Consider the following 19,730-nt stretch of genomic DNA (forward strand, 5'->3'; position numbering starts at 1 on the left):
AAATGGAAAATATAAAAGATACATATGTTAAATATCAATTTATAATAAATTATATTAGTAAGGTGGGTAAGAAAAGGATACTAGCCAAATATGGTGAAAGTCACTCTGATTTAAACCTAGCAGGTGAGACTGAACTGCTTACAATACTATTGAAGGGATATCCTATTTTTACAAAGAATGTTAACGGATATGAATTACATCTTATCTTTAGGAAAAAAGCGCATGGAGTGTACTTTAGATTATTAGAAGCAAACAAAAGCAAACTTGTTGCATATCTAAATCAGTCAACCAGGGGCAAACAAAATTTCACTGTAACATGCTCAGTTTTTTTACCTTATTTAGAAAAGGATTTTTTCCAAGAGTATCACACCTTTAATAAGACTCAATCTGCAATAGATAAAGCCACAAAAAACTTTGAAAAGTTTAGACAATGGGAAAAGGAAGAACAAAGAAGAATTAAGGAGATTGGGGAACAAGCAGAAACAAAACAGAAAACCAGAAATAAAAATAATGGTATTATTGACCCATTTGGTAAGGGTTGGTTAATAACACCAATCTAAAATTGATCAAGAGTAGATTATTACATCTATTCTTTTTTTAAAACAGGTATTGTCTCCTCTATATTTAATTGTACTCATGTAAAAAAGATTTAGATAGGGGAGGACACTCATGAAAGCAGAGGAATTATTTAGTTTCGTTAAGAAAGACGAATTTGAACCAGCATTTGTGGAGTATTACAGCGCGGATCATAATATTATTTTAACCCGTTTTGAAAGAGTATTAAAGAGAGATAAAGATAAGGACAAGGGCAAATGGATGTACTTTGTTTATATTTTCAAAAAGGATTCAGCAAAAGGGAAAAAAGACAACCTTGGAATTTCGGTTTATAATAAAATTTTCCACTCATATGAGGAATTTATGGGAAATCTGTATTATATAGTCGGAGAATATTTAGTAGATAATCATGAACTGCAAAGGTGCATGAAATTAGCAAAAAAGTTAGATCCTAATTATTTTAATGAGCAGGGGAATTAATTCCCTGCTTTTTATTTATATGGGGCTCTAAATAACTTCAACATACGTTATGATAACTTTATTAAATAACTTCATGGAGGAAGTGTTACTATGATTGTAGATTTATATTTAAAACATAACATTCCAACTGTTTTTGCGGTAAGACTGGCCTTTATGCATTTATATAAGCAAATACAATTGGAAATTGCTGATCCAGAACAGGTTGAAGAAATGATGTTTAATATCTTTAATAATGAGGAGTTATATTCGGAGTTTCAAAAGGACGATTTATTATGGGGAAGGCTTAGTTCATTTGAAAAATATATTAAAAAGTTTGTAGTATATTAAAGTGTAGAGTAGCACACTGATTAGAGCCATGGAGATTGTACCACTCCCTTCATCTTTTTTACAATTGATTGCCACAGGATTTACTACTTATCGCCAACTTGATTACCAATGGGAAAATTTCAAGAAACTACATTTACAACGATTAGGATATAGAAAGACAAAAAGGCCTAATTCCTTCGTATTTTAAGCGAGATATTAGGCTTTAATTTTCCACTACACTCCCATTTGTTTAAGTGAAACTCTTCACTTAGAAGTCAAACTACAATGAAATGCATTCGGCGCTACCGAGTGTATTTCACAGGACATAAATTCAATCAAATAATCAATCTTAAAAATTCTAATTGTCTTTATTCATTGCATCCCTCAAATTTTTGATAAAAGAATATGGTGAGTTAGCATCTCTATACGAAAGAAAAGTAAATACTAACTCTCCTGCCGAATCCAATCCAATTCTTGCCGTTGAAGTTTTTTTGCCAGAAGCAGACTTAAACCAATACTCCAATGTGTCACCATCAATTACTGCTTTCACACCTCTAAATGTATTTGAGGCTATCTCATTTAACTCACTTTGCTTGAGTCCGCCAAAAGACTTTTCTTCATTAATTGTAGCATCAGAAGCAACTTGGGCTATGTCAGAAACCGCTCTAGATAATTTCACAGGAAATTTCCCCTTTTTTACAACATATCCAAGACCAAGAACTAACGTTGCTACCGGTACTAGTGGCTTAATCACTTTTGACATTTTCATATCGATATTTACCCCAATTCTAATTTAATGAAATTTCCGTGTCATAAGAACAAATACTTCAACGTGACCTGTATACAGTTTCGAATTTCCCCTAATTTATTAACAATTATATCAAAATTTCCAATTATTACCACAAATAATATAACAGTTAATATTGAATTGAATATTCACACAGCAATCTCTCCCCTTTTTTTATTATCATATATTGTCCAAATTAAAAAGGAAATGGAATATAAATGTGTAACTAGATTCGTATAACTTACCTTTCCATGATAGCAGGCAAATCCTAAGACAGTTCAAAAAAGGAGGGGAGATAATGGAGAAAATGAGTATAAAGAATTTGATTGAGGTAAATAAAATGTATAAATCTGCAGTAGATGTTAAGGTATTAATCTGTAACGATTACATTATTATCAGATTCTATGATGAATTGGGTTTTGAAGATGACGCAACTGTTCTCACTTTTGAGGAATATGAACTTGTTAAAAAGGATTACTACATTAATTTAATCTGACTCCTATACCGGGTACATATAATAATTGTTCATAAATCGCGGGGGGATAGGCAGCGTATTTAAGGAAATATTTACTAAAGGGAGCGTGATCACGTTCCCTTTGTCTGTATTTGACAATAAAAAGAGCACTGTAAACGCAGTCTGATTTAAAATGAAAAAGCCGAAGATACGCAAGAAATGAATAAAAACTTGCATGTATTTTCGGTTTATTCATTTGGTGGATAATAAACATTAGCACACATTTCTTATAGTGTATCATTTCACGAAGTTAGAAAAGTAACTGACGTTTCTTAATGGCTTGCTATTTGTGGTATCGGGTTCATAATCATCATTAGTTCAATCGCGCTCATTGCAGGCAGTTTTTCTAAAAAGATCCTGATATCCTCTTTGGTCTGCATGGAGAAGGCTTGTAATTCGTAAATCACTTCAAAGAAGCCGTCCTCATTTAACACAAGGGAATATAGCCGTAATACATGATCTTGATTGATTTGTTGTGATAAAGCAGTTACACCTATCATGGTATCATATGGTGAAATCATTACCCCTTCTATATGCATATTTTTCAATAATTCATCTGGATAATTCACTTTTACTTCTTCATTAAGTTTAAACAACCATATTCCCCCTTTATTGTACTACTTACCAAATTACACCATCATGGAAAAAAAAGAGATGATGTTCATCACATAAAAGGTTTTTTGAAAATAAATCTGTGTAACACTTCTATACTAACAGCGCCGTCAGTTAGTTCTCACAATCTCTTGACCTTCTATAAAAGGAAGTTGTTGTCAGACCATTATTTTTGCATTGTGTCTTTTGGACTAAATAATATACTGAAAAAGGAATAAAATTGGAAAAGAGCAAATTTATTTGTCGACTAATGTGATAAAATTACTAGTATAAGATAATGAACGACTTGGGTTATGAAAGTGGTGAATAGAATGACCATTAAGAATTTAAAAGTTCTTAGTAAAAGGGGCCCCTTAGATATACCTGATTGGATTAATTTTGCATTTGAATTGGGTGCTTATATAAATGACCATGGAATTAAGTATAAAAAATCTATTAACCTCATACTATCTCTTCCTAGTGAACAGTTTTTTTCATTATTTATCGCAATGGGAATTGCAGACAAGACATACTCCAAAACCAAACAAATGAGGTCTATTAGAAAAGCAGTAATGAATTTAGAAAAAGGAAGTCGAATTATTTATAAGGACGATCAATCTGCAAGAAAGGCTTCTGTTATTTCAGTAGAACCTAGTCCAGTTTTTGAAAATGAAATGATACTGAAGATTAAAGACGGAAAGATGGATAGAGGTATTCCAGAAAGGTATTGGATTGACAGAGTTATTCTTTTAGATGAAGAATTTGATGAAATTAAACGAACACGAAAGGTAAGTAAAAAGCAAAAAGTTGGTTTGGACAATAGTAGGTTATTAAGAGTCCTCTATACATCTGGCCAATTAAATAAGGTAGAGTTTTATCCCGGGGACTCTTTTTACTTAGTAGGTAATATTGGACAAATTAATGAAAATATGAGTAAAGACATTTTTATTTATGAGGGTGTTAAGGGAACAATTAAAGACTTCCTCTATTTTGATAACAGCAATAGTTACACAAACGGAAAACTTTTTTCATCACAGATGAAAAAAATTGATGTAGATGTAAATAAGGAAGTCCCAGTAATTTATTCGGACTTGTATAGTTTTATTAAACAAGATAAGCATTTTACTACAAACCCTAAAATTATTTTATCAAGCAGAACTGATCATGAAAATAGACTACATGAGGTGAAGGAAGAATTAAAAAGAGAGTTATTGCAAGATGATCATAAAGTAGTTACTGAGGAAATAATAAACTATTTGAAATCCACTGATACTCAAATACCTCTTGGGGTTGAGTTCCTTGCTTGGAGGTAATGTTTATGAATTTTAATAATTTATTGGACCTATATAGTTTGAGAGATAGGACTGTTCTGTTTAAGCATATAGAAAGTACTGATTTATTGCCATTTGCCAATAGTATAGAACAGTTAAGATTAGAAATACAAAATAGATATGAGAATGATGACCATTTGATAGAAGTTCTGAATTTGCTAAAGAAAGCGTTTTTTAAAATAGCAGGTAGTTTACTTCCTTATAATAAGGTAATTAGCAAGGATACTGATGATCAAATACTTTCAAAATTTATTCAGATTAAAAAGAGTTATCCTGAACTATTCACAAAGGTTGTAATTACAATAGCAAAAACGTATAAGCAAGTGATAGAGGGTACAAATAATAACTTGTATGAATACTTATGTAATTATATTAATAGCAAGGCGGAAGCCGGCTTAAAGGTAGCAATTGTTTCAAAAAGGGCAATGACAATTGAGGAAAGATTGTTAATTCAAAATGAGTTGAAATCATTCTTAAAGGTAAGTTATTTTACTGAAAACAGTTTTAGGAAAGATATAGAAATCTTTGACGAAGTTGTTTATATCGGTAATCCTTCGTATTTCGGTGAGTATGTTAAAAATACTTTTAAAGGTAAGATTGTGACTTTTATTTCCTATGATATTTTTACTAATTCAATAAGCCCCAACAGAATATTTGAGGATATAGATAATAAAGGTGTACACAGTACAATATTCGATAATGTTTCTTTTGGAGAGCCAATACAAAAGAAAAGTAACATTACTATAGAACAAGCAGATTTGTTAGATACTGCAGTAAGCAAGTTCCTTGAGGAACAGAAAAATACATTAGAAGTAAACTCTCAAGATGCTGTTGAAGCGTCTATAGTTTATTTGGAAAATGAACGTTTCTTATTTGCACCAAAGGATTCCAAAGTACGTGTTTATTCACCTAATGAAAAAGGAAACTTTATAAAACAACTTAATTTTAAAGACGTTGAAGAAGACGACTATATTGTAATTAGAAATGATAGAGATACCAAATTAATTGCAGAAGTTGCTGACCATGATGTTCTTAAGAAAAGTGCTGAGAAATACCGTCTTCTTCAAAGTGAATGGAAGAATAAGTTGCGTTTTAACGTAGAGAGAAAAGGAATAAGAAAAGTAAGTGAAATATTGTTAAATAAATATCATATTAGCACTGCTTCCATGGCATCATTAAGGTCATGGTGTAATGAAGATTCAATTTGTCCAACAGAACTTCCTAAGATTTTAAAGGCATTAAAGTATGATGAGGATAAGATAAGGGATACTTATGAAACTATGAAAAAAATTCAACTTGCCCATAGGAAGGCTGGGAGGATAATATCTGATAAATTAATGAGTGAACTATCCAATGACATCTTGAAAGAATTACAAGAAAAAGGGTACTACACATTTATGTCAAGGGAGTTTAATGGGGCTTCTTTTAATATTGAAAGAATTGTATCAATAGATCGTTCAAGACATTTAATTGCACCATATAACCTTATGAAGCCAATGAATATAGATTAAAAGGGGAGGGTAATTGGTATGGCTATCACATTAGATAAATCGCTAATTAATCGTCAAAAAGTAATGGATAATGTCAAAGAAGAAATAATTGGACCCGGTCAAATTAGAGATCACTATATAAAATTTAACCCTATTGGTACTACGATATTTGATTCAAAAGACGAATTGTACAAACCTTATTATTGGGAAGTTGGTGGAATTAAAGAGGAGATTCTACAAAGAGAAACACCGACTCAAAGATATGTCAGCGGCCATTTGTTTCCATTAGGTACAAATGAAAGTGAGGAAGTTGCCCTTGAAACTCCAATTGGTGAAGAACCTAGTGAAATACAAGAAGACGATAAAATCGATAAAATGTTTGAGCGTAAAGAAGGCATAGAAACGACTGAAGACGATGGTGAAGTAGAATTATTCCCTCAAAAAAATGACTTTATGCCTTCAACTATGGGGCTAACATTTTGTGTTAATAAAGATCTTCCTGAATTAAAGATTAAATTAGAAGGTGGGACATATACACCACACAATGTGAAAGTTAAGAATGAGAGTAATAGTATTCAATGGTGGCTAAGGGAGACTGTAGAAGGAATATGGGATTTACCTTTAAGTGAACTTATTACCAACAGACAAATGGAAAAGCAAATTGAAATGAAAAATAAAAAAGGAGAGAAAATCTCCCATTATCATTTTCAATTTCAGGCTCGTCTTCGTGAAGTTAAGGATAAATATATTATCACCATAAGTGTTACAAACCGTTCTTCGGTTCCAAAGTTTAATAGACAACAATTAATATTGTTTCAAGCAACAATGACTATTAGTACGCCAGACAAGTACTCATTTTCTGTTTATCCCAAACAGTATGAAATGAAAAAGTTGTTGAGTGACGAGGAGGCTTCCACTGAACTTCTTTATAGAAACGAGGGAGTATTTGCTTTTGGTCATGGATGCGCTGCAGACTGGGATCAAAATTCCAAGAACGTTCAGCAATTGGCGACCACTTTTATGCCTGAATATGAAGCATTAAGTATGACTCCAAACGTTTCTGTCAATCAAGATGGTAAAAAGGTCGAACTGGAAATTAAAATGAGTGATCTTGCTGGTCTTTCTAGTAATGAACCTCCTGAAAAAATCCTAAAGCCTTTAATTGAAGGATATAGGGAATGGATAAAATTAAAATCAACAAAGGTTGAGGAAGTCCCCGAGTTATTACAACCGGTTGCTGAAAAGCATTTAGAACTATGTAGAGAGAGTCTGGGTAGAATGGAAAAGGGTCTAAAATTGCTTAAGGACCCACAAATTTTAGAAGCATTTCGTTTAGCGAATACTGCAATACTTCTTCAGCAAGTTAATGGTAAAGATAGACGTTTTGGTCGTGTTGAGGATAAACAGATTATTTTTAATAGATCTTTTAAAGAAAGTGTTAATGATGAAATTAAACTTCAGAATGCTGATAATACTTGGAGAGCATTCCAGATTGCTTTTATATTAATGTCAATTGAGTCATTAGTTGACGAAAAGTGTGATTCAAGAGAAATTGTTGATTTAATTTGGTTTCCAACTGGCGGAGGTAAAACGGAAGCGTACTTAGGTGTTGCAGCCTTTCAAATGATTCTAAGACGCTTGAAAAATAAAATAGATGCTGGTGTAGACGTTATGATGCGATACACACTTAGACTTCTAACTGCTGACCAGTTCCAAAGATCATCTAGGCTTATTTGCGCTTTAGAATACCTAAGAATAAAAAATAATTCAAAATTAGGAGATATACCGTTTTCAATTGGAATTTGGGTGGGTTCAAATACAACTCCAAATAGTAATAAGGCAGCAAAAACTGCACTAAATAAACTTCAAAAAAATGAGAAAAATGCGCAACAGTTTATTGTTAATAGTTGCCCATGGTGTGGGGCAAATTTGGGCTATTATGATGAAAAAGGAAGCAAAAAAAAGTACTATTTCGGATACAAAACTAACAATGATAAATTAGTGATTCATTGTCCAGATAAAAATTGCCACTTTCATGAAGAATTACCAATTTATATTGTAGATGAAACTATATATGAGAAACGACCTACTTTCTTAATTGGAACAGTTGATAAGTTTGTCCAATTAGTTTGGCAACCGAAGGCTAGGGCGTTATTTGGAATAGATTCAAATGGAGATAGGTTTATTAGTCCTCCATCGTTAATAGTGCAAGATGAGTTGCATTTAATATCTGGGCCACTTGGAACGCTAACAGGTCTTTTTGAGACATTAATTGAAGAATTATGTTTGAAAAATGTCGATGGAAAAGTAGTCAAACCAAAAATAATTGCAGCGACAGCAACAATTAAACAATTTGAGGAACAAGCCCTTGCTTTATTTGGAAGGGAAAATTCAAGGTTGTTTCCTAGTCCGGGCCTTGAAAACGAAGATTCATTCTTTGCAACCCCAGCAATTAATAAGGAAACAGGCATGCCAATGCCGGGGCGGAAATATGTGGGCGTATATACTACAACTGTTCGTATTATGATGTCTCAAGTTATGGCATTTTCATCTATTCTTCAATCGACGGCTGAAATTAATGAACAGGATAGAGATCCATACTGGACCTTACTTTCATTCTATAATACTTTACGGGAATTAGGTGGAGGTCTGACATTAACTCAAACAGACATACCTCAATATTCAAATTCAATGGCAATGAGAAAGGGACTTCAAAAGGATATAAGGTATATAAATAATGTTCTTGAATTAACATCTAGAAAGCAAAGTCATGAAATCTCAAAGACTATTGATGATTTGAAACTAGAATATAGACCAAATAAAAATCAAAAAGATATGAATTCTACTATTGATTTATGTCTTGCATCTAACATTATTGAGGTTGGAGTAGATATAGATCGTTTATCGGTAATGGCAATAGTAGGACAACCAAAAATGACAGCGCAATATATTCAGGTTAGTGGTCGTGTTGGACGTCGCTGGTGGGAGAGACCGGGATTAATATTTACTTTATATTCAAATACAAAATCAAGAGATAAATCCCATTTTGAACATTTTAGGGAATACCATCAAAAATTATATGCTCAAGTAGAACCTACAAGTGTTACTCCCTTTTCTGATTCATGTTTAGATAGAGGTTTACATGCGGTTGTGATTGGATTCTTGAGACAAGCATTAAATGATGATATTGCTAGAGTACCTGATTGGAAAGAAATTCAGAAGAACCTAAATAAAAAAATTGTCCCGTTTTATAATCGTTTAATAGAAAGAGCAGAACTTGTTGATCCAGAGCAAGTTGAAGAATTAAAAAGCAGGTTTATGGAGATATTGAAACGGCTTGAAAAGGGAAATTATACAGCATGGAGAGTAGACCCAAAGGTAAATGGTTATATGTATTCGGCAGGTACAACTATTCCTCATGCATTAAAAGTAAATGCAGAGTCAATGATTAATTCAATGAGGAATGTAGATTCGGAGTGTAGGGGTCTTATTGCGACAATATATAACTCTAGTAACGATGAGAATAGCGAAAGTGAAAGTGGTTGGGAGGCTTTGTTTTCATGAAAGATTTACCTTTAAGAAGAGGACAACTTGTGACAACATTTGGACCTGGTGCTCTTGTTATTAGCCCTGAAGGGGAATCAGCAATGATTGGTGCCCTTGATAAATGGTATCATGACAAAAATGAATATCGTATTGAAACTTTTGATGAATATGAAATACAAGAACCTAGATTAAGATCACTATTAAAGGTAAAACAATTACTAATGCCTCCAGACTTTAGACCAAGTTATCAATACAAGAATGCTGGTGGAGCGATAACTCAAACGAATACCGATCTGTATATCCCATTATTACGTTTTCCTACTTGGCACTATTGTCCAAAATGTAAAACATTGCATAAAACTTCAATGTCATCGAGGACTAGTTGGTTAGATTGTAAAGAATGTAAAAAACAAATGAAGATGATTCAGGTCCCATTTGTAATGGTTTGTAGCCAAGGACACATATCTGATTTCCCGTGGAGAGAGTGGGTTCACGGAGATGAAAATACTTCTTGCGATGGGCAAATGAAACTTCTTTCAACAGGTGGAGCAACTCTCGATTCCCTTAAAGTTAAGTGCTCTTGTAATAAAGAAAGATCCCTTAAAGGAATAATGTCCAGAAGAAATACCTCTGAATTGGATGAGGATAGAGTAAGTGAATTAAGTAAAATGTTAAACAAAAATGAAAAAAAGTTATACCAATGTCCCGGCCATAAACCATGGTACGGTTCTGAAAATGATAAGGAAAGTTGCTCTTCTTATCCAATTGCAGTTTTAAAAAATTCTATAAATGTGTATTATCCAAATACGATAAGTGCAATTCATTTACCGGGGGAAAATCCGGAAGTTGAAAAACTTATAGATATGTTTGAAAAAAATGGGGTTACCTCATCTTGGCTGGAAATGACCGATAATATGGATGGGAAAATTAAGACAGTGAAAAAGTTATGCCCGCCTGAAATACAAGAGTACAATGAGTCAGATATTGAACTTGCTATTTTGTATATTGAGGGAGGGATAGAAGAAGAGGAAACTCCTGAAAAGGTGAGTACTAGGAATGCTGAAAAGGAATTAAGAAAGAAGGAATTTGAAACACTAACCCAAGAAATTGATACAAAAAATCTAAAAGTAAAGAAAGAATGGACCTGTAATGAAGTAAATCATGAAGATATAAATACTTTCTTTAGCATGATAAATAGAGTAACAAAATTAAAAGAGACAATTGTTTTAACTGGATTTAATAGACTAACAACCAATGATGATGAGGTTGCAAAAAACCAAATTTCTAAAGGTAAACATTTATTATTTAAAGACCCAAACTTACCTGAAAATAACTGGTTGCCGGCTTATAAGGTATATGGAGAAGGTATTTTCTTTACTGTTAATTTTGAAAAACTGCAGTCATGGGAGCAAAGAGATGATGTCCAGCATTATTTTAATAAGTTGCTTACCCGTGCTGAGAAAAGAAGTACAAATGTTGATGAGGACATTTTAAAGCCAAGAAATGTTCTGCTTCATACACTGTCACACATTATTATTGATGAGTTGGCTTTAACATGCGGATATAATTCTGCTTCTATCCGTGAACGGCTATATCTAAATGAAGAGCAATGCGGAATATTAATCTATACGTCTTCAGGTGATATAGATGGTACGTTTGGTGGTCTAGTAAGAATGGGGAGACAAGAAAATTTCTTCCCGGTGGTCTATAAAGCAATTGATAAAGCACGCTGGTGCAGTTCTGACCCTGTTTGTTCGGAAATTGGAAAATCCTCAGGTCAAGGTGTTAACAATCTTAATGGTGCTGCATGCCATAGTTGTTCGTATCTACCTGAAACCTCATGCGAATTAGGTAATTTATTTTTAGATAGAACTTTGTTAATTGACCCAAAGTTAGGTTTTTTTAATATCGATTAGAATTTACGAAAAATGTTCGGCTACTATTATTTAGTACCGAACATTTTTGATTACTCATTAAGGTTTTATAATCGTTTTGATAAAACAGATGCTCTTTTGTTTGCACGGAAAGGAGAATTTGCTGCTATTTCTTCCCCTTTTCTAACAATGTCTGTAATGCTCACTTCATTAATATTTTCAAGGTTTAATTTTAATGAAATTGCTGTTCCGCGATGATTAATACTTCGCTTCCTTCTAACTTCGGGAGTTATACGTAAATAACTTTCTCCAGAGGCTATTAAGAATTCACCGTGATTACTACATATTTCACTTGTAACATAAAGACCATAACCTGAATTGTCGGGATATCCATAATCCGGTGCGGTTGTCCCTTTTCTTTCAAAAGCAACACCAGAAAGCCCGGGTAACATTGCATACTTAATTGCTTGTAGATCATTATTAATATGCTCTCGAAGATGAATGTTTTTAGTAATAGTATTTTTAATACCTACGCCATTATCAAGAATGACCACCTCAACGGTGTTATTTCTTTGCCAATACTGACCTGAACACCATATTTCATTGGCAGTACTATGTTCAAGTACATTTCTAAAAATTTCTCTTAGTGAATAGGTTAGAACTTCCTGTGTTTTTGCATTTGAGTTCCTATTGTGTAAAAGAAATTGTGCCATTTGAGAGGCAAAATGTGTTACAGCATCAGCCATATCAATACCATTTTCAAATTCATATTCACGAATTTCCTTTTTAGTTAAAGAGTGTATTCTAATGTATGTTCTACCATCATACTCTAAGTCAGATGATCTTGATATTGAGCCTTCTAAAGTGTCAAAGAACCCCATAAAGTCAGCATAATCACATGCATTTGTCATTATACTTCTTTCATACTCAAAAGTAATACCCGATTCTCTCAACCGATGCACAAATGCTAAAAAATATACCATAGCAAAGGGCTCGAAGAAATTAGTATTTTTGAAGTTTAACAAAAAACTAGTTTCCCCATCCTCTATGTATTCCTCTATCGTGTCACAATATCCAAACATTTTTTCTTTATTCAGTTTCCTAATATTAATTTCTTGCATTTAAGATCATGCCTCCTATCAAAATGAACACTTCTTGACTTCTTTTATAAATTTTAAAGTCGTAAACTGTGCAGGCGTTTAGCAAAAGGTGCAACGGTTTCCTCTGGGGATTTTTGTGTGTTCTTCTTTTAGGCACTATACCAGCCCCAACCTATTTATCATATCAATTTGTAATATAACAAAACAGCCTTAGATTCGATTTATTTTTGCTCTATTTACGGTACTAATAACTTTTTCGATCGTTAAGTCAAAGTTCTGCTTAATCTCATGTTCCCATATCCTAAGAATATACCAATTATTTTTAATATAAAAAGAACTAATTTCTTCGTCCCGTTCTTTATTCCTGTTAAGTTTTTTTTCCCAATACTCAATATTACTTTTAGGTAAATTTCCATGAATTGGACAACAATGCCAAAAGCAAGAATCGATAAATATTACTATTTTGTATTTCTTTATTGAAATATCTGGTTTTCCGGCCAAGGATTTATCATTTCTTCTATATCTAATTCCTCTATTCCATAGTGCCTTTGCAACCCTATCTTCTAGTTTTGACTTTGATTTTATAGCCTGCATGTTTTTTCTTCTTTGTTCCACTGTAAGGTTATCAGTCATAAAAAGTCTCCTAAAATCTTACTTGATTCCCATGATAATGGTTAAACGTTTTTGGACCTGTTTAATAATGGAATATACGTTAAACTAAATGTATTCCAATCTTATTATGAGAAAAAAGAAGGGATAAAATGAATTATATAAGCCGAATAAATAATAACTTTCCGTTCATTGGTGTTTTAATTTTTATGTTTAGTATTTTGGTCTTAATGTCATTGCTTATTTTTTTTCCCGTGTATGTTTTAGTGTTAGACATGACTTTTATAGGCTATATTAAGTTCATAACGGGAATATATTATTCCTCAGGAATTATCTTTCACATATACATTAGCATAATATTTAAAATTATTTCTAAAACTGATAAAACCCTAACTAGGAAGAGAGAAAGTTTTCTGGATTTCATTTCAATGGTTTCCTTCAATGTTACAATAAGTCCAATTGCAGGAATTATTTTTTATCAAATTACAAATGATGTTTTGCTTTCCGTTTTTACTTTTGTATTATTTTTTATTGCTGCGAAAGGGTGGCTTCATACTATAAATGAATTACGTGCTGTAATGAAAGAAAAAGATAATAAATTAAATAAGTGGGTTGACGAGGAAGGTAATACTCATTTTAAGTTCAATAACATTTATAAATAAAAATCCACTAGTAAAAGTTATATCGGGAACGCTCATAATTTATTATTCTGTTATAAATATTATGGATGGCTGTGTGTTATTAAATTGTTAGCGCAAAAGTCAGAGAAATGTATTTAATAAATTCTTTGCCGGCACTCTGAAGGTTACAAATAATGGTATAATTTAATAAATATTACTTTAAGGTGGGGAAGGGTATGAAAGTTACAATTGAATGTGAGCAATGTGGAAACAAAGCCGAATTAACTCCAGAAACAGTTGGAAATCATGCGTATGTTATTCCAAAAATTAACGGGAATAATTTAACTGTTTTTGAGACTGCTTTTGAAAAAGAAGTAAGACTAAGCGCATATTCAGAATTTATAGATCACCTAGCAAAAGCAAAAACGAAAGAAGAGGTAGAAACCTATCTTGAGGATGAAATTAATTATAATACAGAAGCAGAAGTTAAAATTTCTGAGTTAAGAATAGACTGTAAATCTTGTGGGGATTACATAGTTCTTACTAGATTTGAAGATTAAATAAAGAATTTTAGAGACCCTGATAGGTCTCTTTTCCGTTTTACCTGCTATTCTAACTATAAAGGCATTCTGCAAAAAGAGGTTCTTTATTGCTATCTATTGCAAGTTTATAAGTTGGTTAAATGTGGGAAATGTTTTATTCAATATTAATCACTAGTAATAAATATAATTATTATAATCAATATAAATAATATTAATGAATTAATTCATTATAACGATTAATAATGAATTATAATTGTTTTTACCCATTATAGATCTGATTAGTGAATAGAAATGAACACCATAAAATAGAGTTATTGCAGTTAGAACGCACATAGAAGTGAAAGATTGGTAATAAACAAAATACCAAAAAACATTGAAATTAATAGAAAAAATTCATGAAAAAAATCATTTATAAGTGAAATCGAACATATTTAGACCATGAAAAAAATACCTAAAAGAGGTAGTTTAATATACTTGTCATATGAAAAAAATGAATAAATAAGTAAACGAGAGATTTTCAACGACACTTAATTCATTTTGGTCAAAATAAAATAATACAATCGAATTTGAAGAGATATGGAGAATTCTATAAAAATTATTAAAATCCACAATTCTAGGTTTTAATGATCAAACAATTGACTGTAATTGCTATTAGGCTCTGGCAAACTAAATACTTGTAGATGATTAGATTCGCGTTATTATTATGTACAAGTAAAGAATGTGGGGGCGAATAAATATGTCTATTTTGAAATACTTGGGTATATGTACGAATTTTGGTGACTATCCTTACATAACTGATATGTTAGTTGATTGGGCAGAGTTTGATGAAAAGAAAATTGATTGTTTTTTACTTGATGATATTGGCATGCTGGATTTCTTATTAAAATTTATTGATCGTACTACGTTTAGCAGAGTGTTAGTGTATGATATTGAAGAAATAGATAGTTTGAAGAACCTTAAGAGTTTCTCAAACATTTGCAGAAAGTATAACCTCGAATGGTCAATAATTCGTCAGGATTTACATTCAGACGTTGCCGTGGAACCAGATTATTTATTGAAGGTTGTTTAAATTTATTTATCTACAAAAATACCTTAGTGTTTATTTCGTAGATAAACGGATATTAGTAGTAAAGTAACAAATGCGGTTATGGAGTGATTGAAATGTTTGAGCCTAAAGAGGTTTTTATAACAAAAAGAGTAAAAAGTAAAATAATGCCCGAAATTATAAAAGGTATGATGGACTCCATTATGGAAATGAAAAAGGGAGTTCACGTCGATTATTTACAGGTATTTAATATTTCTTTATCAAAAGGCGGAAGAACTACTTATATAGATCATTCGCAAGAAGAACCACTATATCAAAAGAAACTTATGCTCACAAATACAAATAATAAGTTTTCTGGTAAGGTTTTTATTATTGATGATGGGAAATGTATTACAGTAATGTTGGCTGAAGAATATTAGGAATGGGGTTATTAATATGATTTGTGAATGTGGTGGAATACTTGATGTAATTCGTGTTGAAGATTACCCAAAGAATACAAAGGATAAATTATCATATAACAGAATATGTGACGTACAGTGTTTATCCTGCGGAAAAATTTTGTATAGCCAACCATATGATAATGGTACAAAGTTGAATGTAGTTAAAGATTTAACAAAACGGTAAAAATGGTGCTTTACATGCAAATTATTTCGTGATATCATAACAATATATTATTTTATATACTTTTTAGATTTTTTATATCTGCTTTTTATACTTTGATTATTATACTTTTGAATACAGATCTCTTTCTATTTATGTTAAAAGATACACTTCAACCTTATAGGAGAATACTACACTTTTCTAGAGAGTGTTTTATTTGTTGATGTGTCTCTTTATAAAAACATATTTAGGAGGAGATTTTTTATGTCAACTAACAAGTATCCAAAAACAATGTATTTTCAATTTATATCAGGTGGTAAGTTTCACAATTGTTCTGGTGTTGTTAATAATATTTTTGAGGAACAAAAGGTATTAAATGAAATTAACATTTTAAGAGGTAATCGAGTTAAAATAACTAAAGAGAATACTGAAACATTTTGCAAATTATTTCCAATGATCACTAATTTTAGTATCAAGGAGGTAATTTAAAGTGGAAACAAAAAAAGAAAAAGTAATGAAAGAAATAGGAATGAAGTTTAGGAGAATGAGGGAGTATCAAGAACTCATATATGAAGTATCTGAAAAGTTAGGTGGAGATTTTAATAATTTCTATTATTATGTTTTTCAACCTGAAATTGTAACTACATTACCTAATGGAGATATTAAAGTGGATATTCCAAAAGGAATTGAAATTTTAAAACAGATTTCAAAGTAACAAAAATCAAAGGACTACTGTGCAAGAAGTCACTAATCAGAACATATCATCAGAATACTAATTATAGCAGTACATAGTCCTCCAAAATGGAGGAATGTATATGCTACAAGTTACGGAAAGATTACAGGAAAGTCCCACTCCCCAAGGACATATATTGTCTTCAAGGGGAGGGGTTGTTGTGCAGGTTGAATACAATCCTAAAGAAGAACATATTGAAGAACTGCCACCTGTAAAGATAAAAGAGATAGAAGGTAAATGTGGAACAATCACAGTAATGAAACCTTCCCGTGAAGTCAAAGAAACAGACGAAGATATCCACTCACTTATTGCTAAAGTATTATTAATGAAACAGAAAAGACTTCAAGCCACTGGAGAATAATCTAGTGGTATTTTTTATGGTTTTTATTGATAAAAGTATTGACAATTGGATAAAATGGTCTCATATATACCTATTTTTATATTTTAGTAGATATCAGGATACTATGGGTGAGCTTATTGTAGCGCATACGAATGAATCGGAATATCGTTCCTTTATTTCCAATAAGAAGAATGAAGCACTGCATTCAAGAATTATTGTGATGCCAATCCCGTATAATTTACGGGTTAGTGAAGAAGAACGAATCTATGAAAAAATGATTAATCAAAGTGATATGGCACATGTCCACATCGCTCCACATGCTTTACGAGTAGCGGCTATTTTCTCGGTTTTAACGAGATTAAAAGAATCCAAGAAACAAGGGATGGATTTACTCAAGAAAATGCGATTATATGATGGTGAGAATGTGGAAGGCTTTAATCAGCTAGATGTAGAGGAGCTTAAGAAGGAATTCCCTACGGAGGGGATGGAAGGGATTGACCCTCGTTATGTGATAAACCGAATATCTTCTGCTATCATACGAAAAGAAGTGCCTTCAATCAATGCGCTGGATGTACTACGCTCTTTAAAAGAAGGCCTCGATCAACATCCATCTATTTCAGATGAAGATAAAGAGAAATATATGAATTATATTTCGGTAGCTAGAAGAGAATATGATGAAATTGCGAAGAAGGAAGTTCAAAAGGCATTTGTGTATTCGTATGAAGAATCGGCTAAATCGTTAATGAATAATTATTTAGATAATGTGGAGGCATATTGTAATAAAAATAAACTTCGTGATCCATTAACCGGAGAAGAAATGAATCCAGATGAAAAGCTGATGCGTTCTATTGAGGAGCAAATTGGTATTTCAGAAAATGCAAAGCGCTCCTTCCGTGAAGAAATTTTAATCCGAATTTCTGCTTTTGCACGAAAAGGAAAACGATTTGATTACAATTCACACGAACGATTACGCGAAGCCATTCAAAAGAAATTGTTTGCTGATTTAAAGGATGTTGTCAAAATAACGACATCGTCCAAGACACCGGATGAATCACAGTTGAAGAAAATTAATGAAGTAATTGCTAGATTAATAGATGAATATGGCTATAATTCTGTTTCTGCTAATGAGCTTTTACGCTATGTGGGAAGCTTGTTAAACCGATAGTCATACAATGGAGAAAGGTAACAAGACTTGCAAACGGGCTAGTCTTGTTACCTTTTTGTAAACCATTTTTTAAAATAGAATGCAATAATATGCGACAAGTTGCATAGTATAGAGAAAAGTATCGTAATCTTCTAAAAGAGGAGCACGATACTTTTTACTAAACAGAATGGGAGGGGATGTTGTGCAGGAAGGTAAACATAACTTTGTCATCTCTGAGGAAAACTGGTCCCTCCATCGCAAAGGCTTTCAAGATCAACAGCGTCATATGGATAAAGTTAAGGAAGCCATTAAGAATAATTTACCCGATTTAATTAGTGAAGAAGCAATCGTAATGTCCAATGGCCGAGAAGTAATCAAAATACCGATTCGTTCATTAGACGAGTATAAAATCAGGTACAATTACAATAAGTCAAAGCATGTAGGGCAAGGGGATGGAGATAGCAAAGTAGGAGATGTAGTAGCAAAAGATCCTAATGCGAAAGGACAACAAAAGCAAGGTCCTGGCGATGGAAAGAAAGCAGGCGATCAGCCTGGAAGTGACTACTATGAAGCTGAGGTATCGTTAGAGAAGCTAGAGGAGGCCCTATTTAAAGAGTTAGAGCTACCCAATTTGCAAGAGAAGGAAAAGGCTGAGATTGTAACCGAAAAGATAGAATTTAATGATATCCGAAAGAAAGGTTTAATGGGAAATATTGATAAGAAACGAACCATTCTAACCGCATTAAAACGAAATGCTAGAGAAGGAAATCCAGGTATTACCCCAATCTATAATGACGACTTGCGATTCAAAACTTGGAATGAAGAAGTGAAAAAAGAGTCCAAAGCAGTTGTTTTAGCAATGATGGATACGAGTGCCTCGATGGGGTCCTTTGAGAAGTATATGGCCAGAAGCTTCTTTTTCTGGATGAACCGATTCCTTAAAACTAAATATGAGCAAGTTGATATCGCCTTTATTGCTCATCATACAGAGGCAAAGGAAGTTTCCGAAGAAGAATTTTTTACAAAAGGTGAAAGTGGTGGAACGATATGTTCTTCCGCCTATACGAAAGCCCTTGAATTGATTGAAGATCGCTATAATCCTTCGAGCTATAATATTTATCCTTTTCATTTTTCCGACGGTGAGAATATTACCTCTGACAATCCCAAATGTATCCGGCTTGTGAATGAAATTATGGATGTGTCCAATATGTTCGGTTATGCAGAGGTTAATATATATAATCGTCACTCCACCTTAATGCGGGCTTATAATAGCATTGAGAACCAGAAATTCCGCCATTATATTTTAAAAGAAAAACGTGATGTGTACCATGCAATGAAAAGCTTCTTCCAACAAGAGGCTGTAACCGTATAAATGATAGGATCCCTCAAGGTTTAACAATCTTGAGGGTTTTTTTGCAATGTAAAAATACAAAGTAGTAAACATAAAAGATAGTCTCAGTCAATGAATCTGGGGTTATTTTTATGGATAATTTTTACAAATGTTTGATAAGAACACAAAATTT

The 19,730-nt window shown here is 32.5% G+C and carries 20 protein-coding genes and 1 pseudogene; 17 read left to right on the plus strand and 4 right to left on the minus strand.

Going from position 1 to position 19,730, the window contains the following annotated elements; all coding sequences use genetic code 11:
- Window positions 1-2: 2 nt before the first annotated feature.
- The 3 genes from KGF86_RS01775 to KGF86_RS01785 all read left to right on the plus strand — a co-directional run bounded on the left by KGF86_RS01775 (window position 3) and on the right by KGF86_RS01785 (window position 1,362).
- Entirely contained in the window at window positions 3-560 is a 558-nt protein-coding gene (locus KGF86_RS01775; RefSeq protein ID WP_211740975.1) for a hypothetical protein, read from the plus strand.
- Between the two features lie 109 nt (window positions 561-669).
- The gene (locus KGF86_RS01780) at window positions 670-1,035 is read left to right on the plus strand and encodes a hypothetical protein (protein WP_211740976.1); all 366 of its coding nucleotides are present in this window, start codon (window positions 670-672) and stop codon (window positions 1,033-1,035) included.
- Window positions 1,036-1,125: 90 nt separating this feature from the next.
- Window positions 1,126-1,362, plus strand: coding sequence for a hypothetical protein (locus KGF86_RS01785; protein WP_211740977.1), 237 nt, complete (start codon window positions 1,126-1,128; stop codon window positions 1,360-1,362).
- A 337-nt stretch (window positions 1,363-1,699) separates the two neighbouring features.
- Here KGF86_RS01785 and KGF86_RS01790 read toward each other — a convergent pair whose 3' ends face one another.
- A complete protein-coding gene (locus KGF86_RS01790) occupies window positions 1,700-2,104 on the minus strand; it encodes a hypothetical protein (protein WP_211740978.1) in 405 nt (134 codons plus the stop codon).
- A 322-nt stretch (window positions 2,105-2,426) separates the two neighbouring features.
- On the opposite strand from KGF86_RS01790, the gene KGF86_RS01795 reads away from it, so the two are divergent.
- On the plus strand, window positions 2,427-2,624 hold the full coding sequence (locus KGF86_RS01795; protein WP_211740979.1) for a hypothetical protein: 198 nt from the start codon (window positions 2,427-2,429) through the stop codon (window positions 2,622-2,624).
- 290 nt (window positions 2,625-2,914) lie between these two features.
- On the opposite strand, the gene KGF86_RS01800 is transcribed toward KGF86_RS01795, so the two are convergent.
- Window positions 2,915-3,238 (minus strand): hypothetical protein, encoded by a 324-nt coding sequence (locus KGF86_RS01800; protein WP_211740980.1) that lies wholly within the window; start codon window positions 3,236-3,238, stop codon window positions 2,915-2,917.
- Between the two features lie 327 nt (window positions 3,239-3,565).
- Between KGF86_RS01800 and KGF86_RS01805 the strand changes: the two genes are divergently transcribed.
- The 4 genes from KGF86_RS01805 to drmB are packed head-to-tail and all read left to right on the plus strand — an operon-like array spanning window position 3,566 to window position 11,516.
- Complete coding sequence (locus KGF86_RS01805; RefSeq protein WP_211740981.1) at window positions 3,566-4,546, plus strand: hypothetical protein; 981 nt, start codon at window positions 3,566-3,568, stop codon at window positions 4,544-4,546.
- A gap of 5 nt (window positions 4,547-4,551) precedes the next feature.
- The gene (locus tag KGF86_RS01810) at window positions 4,552-6,075 is read left to right on the plus strand and encodes a DISARM anti-phage system protein DrmE domain-containing protein (protein WP_211740982.1); all 1,524 of its coding nucleotides are present in this window, start codon (window positions 4,552-4,554) and stop codon (window positions 6,073-6,075) included.
- 18 nt (window positions 6,076-6,093) lie between these two features.
- The gene (locus tag KGF86_RS01815; protein ID WP_211740983.1) at window positions 6,094-9,618 is read left to right on the plus strand and encodes a helicase-related protein; all 3,525 of its coding nucleotides are present in this window, start codon (window positions 6,094-6,096) and stop codon (window positions 9,616-9,618) included.
- Window positions 9,615-11,516, plus strand: a complete 1,902-nt coding sequence (gene drmB, locus KGF86_RS01820; protein ID WP_211740984.1) for a DUF1998 domain-containing protein — start codon at window positions 9,615-9,617, stop codon at window positions 11,514-11,516. Before KGF86_RS01815 ends, drmB begins: the two co-directional genes overlap by 4 nt.
- 65 nt (window positions 11,517-11,581) lie before the next feature.
- On the opposite strand, the gene KGF86_RS01825 is transcribed toward drmB, so the two are convergent.
- Both KGF86_RS01825 and KGF86_RS01830 read right to left on the minus strand, forming a co-directional pair.
- Window positions 11,582-12,595: an ATP-binding protein gene (locus tag KGF86_RS01825; RefSeq protein ID WP_211740985.1), complete on the minus strand. Its 1,014-nt coding sequence runs from the start codon at window positions 12,593-12,595 to the stop codon at window positions 11,582-11,584.
- Between the two features lie 189 nt (window positions 12,596-12,784).
- On the minus strand, window positions 12,785-13,207 hold the full coding sequence (locus KGF86_RS01830; protein WP_211740986.1) for a very short patch repair endonuclease: 423 nt from the start codon (window positions 13,205-13,207) through the stop codon (window positions 12,785-12,787).
- A gap of 404 nt (window positions 13,208-13,611) precedes the next feature.
- Between KGF86_RS01830 and KGF86_RS01835 the strand changes: the two genes are divergently transcribed.
- The 9 genes and pseudogenes from KGF86_RS01835 (at window position 13,612) to yhbH (ending at window position 19,579) form a co-directional block, all read left to right on the plus strand.
- Entirely contained in the window at window positions 13,612-13,845 is a 234-nt protein-coding gene (locus KGF86_RS01835) for a hypothetical protein (protein ID WP_211740987.1), read from the plus strand.
- A gap of 194 nt (window positions 13,846-14,039) precedes the next feature.
- Window positions 14,040-14,363, plus strand: coding sequence for a hypothetical protein (locus tag KGF86_RS01840; protein WP_211740988.1), 324 nt, complete (start codon window positions 14,040-14,042; stop codon window positions 14,361-14,363).
- A 718-nt stretch (window positions 14,364-15,081) separates the two neighbouring features.
- Window positions 15,082-15,414 (plus strand): hypothetical protein, encoded by a 333-nt coding sequence (locus tag KGF86_RS01845; RefSeq protein WP_211740989.1) that lies wholly within the window; start codon window positions 15,082-15,084, stop codon window positions 15,412-15,414.
- A gap of 92 nt (window positions 15,415-15,506) precedes the next feature.
- Window positions 15,507-15,809, plus strand: a complete 303-nt coding sequence (locus KGF86_RS01850; protein WP_211740990.1) for a DUF960 family protein — start codon at window positions 15,507-15,509, stop codon at window positions 15,807-15,809.
- Window positions 15,810-16,254: 445 nt separating this feature from the next.
- Window positions 16,255-16,479: a hypothetical protein gene (locus KGF86_RS01855; RefSeq protein ID WP_211740991.1), complete on the plus strand. Its 225-nt coding sequence runs from the start codon at window positions 16,255-16,257 to the stop codon at window positions 16,477-16,479.
- 1 nt (window position 16,480) lies between these two features.
- A complete protein-coding gene (locus tag KGF86_RS01860; protein ID WP_211740992.1) occupies window positions 16,481-16,705 on the plus strand; it encodes a hypothetical protein in 225 nt (74 codons plus the stop codon).
- A 100-nt stretch (window positions 16,706-16,805) separates the two neighbouring features.
- Window positions 16,806-17,084, plus strand: coding sequence for a hypothetical protein (locus tag KGF86_RS01865; RefSeq protein ID WP_211740993.1), 279 nt, complete (start codon window positions 16,806-16,808; stop codon window positions 17,082-17,084).
- A gap of 109 nt (window positions 17,085-17,193) precedes the next feature.
- A pseudogene (locus KGF86_RS01870) lies at window positions 17,194-18,228 on the plus strand (protein prkA); the annotation flags it as partial.
- Window positions 18,229-18,394: 166 nt separating this feature from the next.
- A complete protein-coding gene (gene yhbH, locus KGF86_RS01875; RefSeq protein ID WP_186868061.1) occupies window positions 18,395-19,579 on the plus strand; it encodes a sporulation protein YhbH in 1,185 nt (394 codons plus the stop codon).
- Window positions 19,580-19,730: the final 151 nt, after the last annotated feature.

The sequence above is a fragment of the Ornithinibacillus massiliensis genome (assembly GCF_018310345.1).
In the GTDB taxonomy this organism is placed as follows: Bacteria; Bacillota; Bacilli; order Bacillales; family Amphibacillaceae; genus Ornithinibacillus; species Ornithinibacillus massiliensis.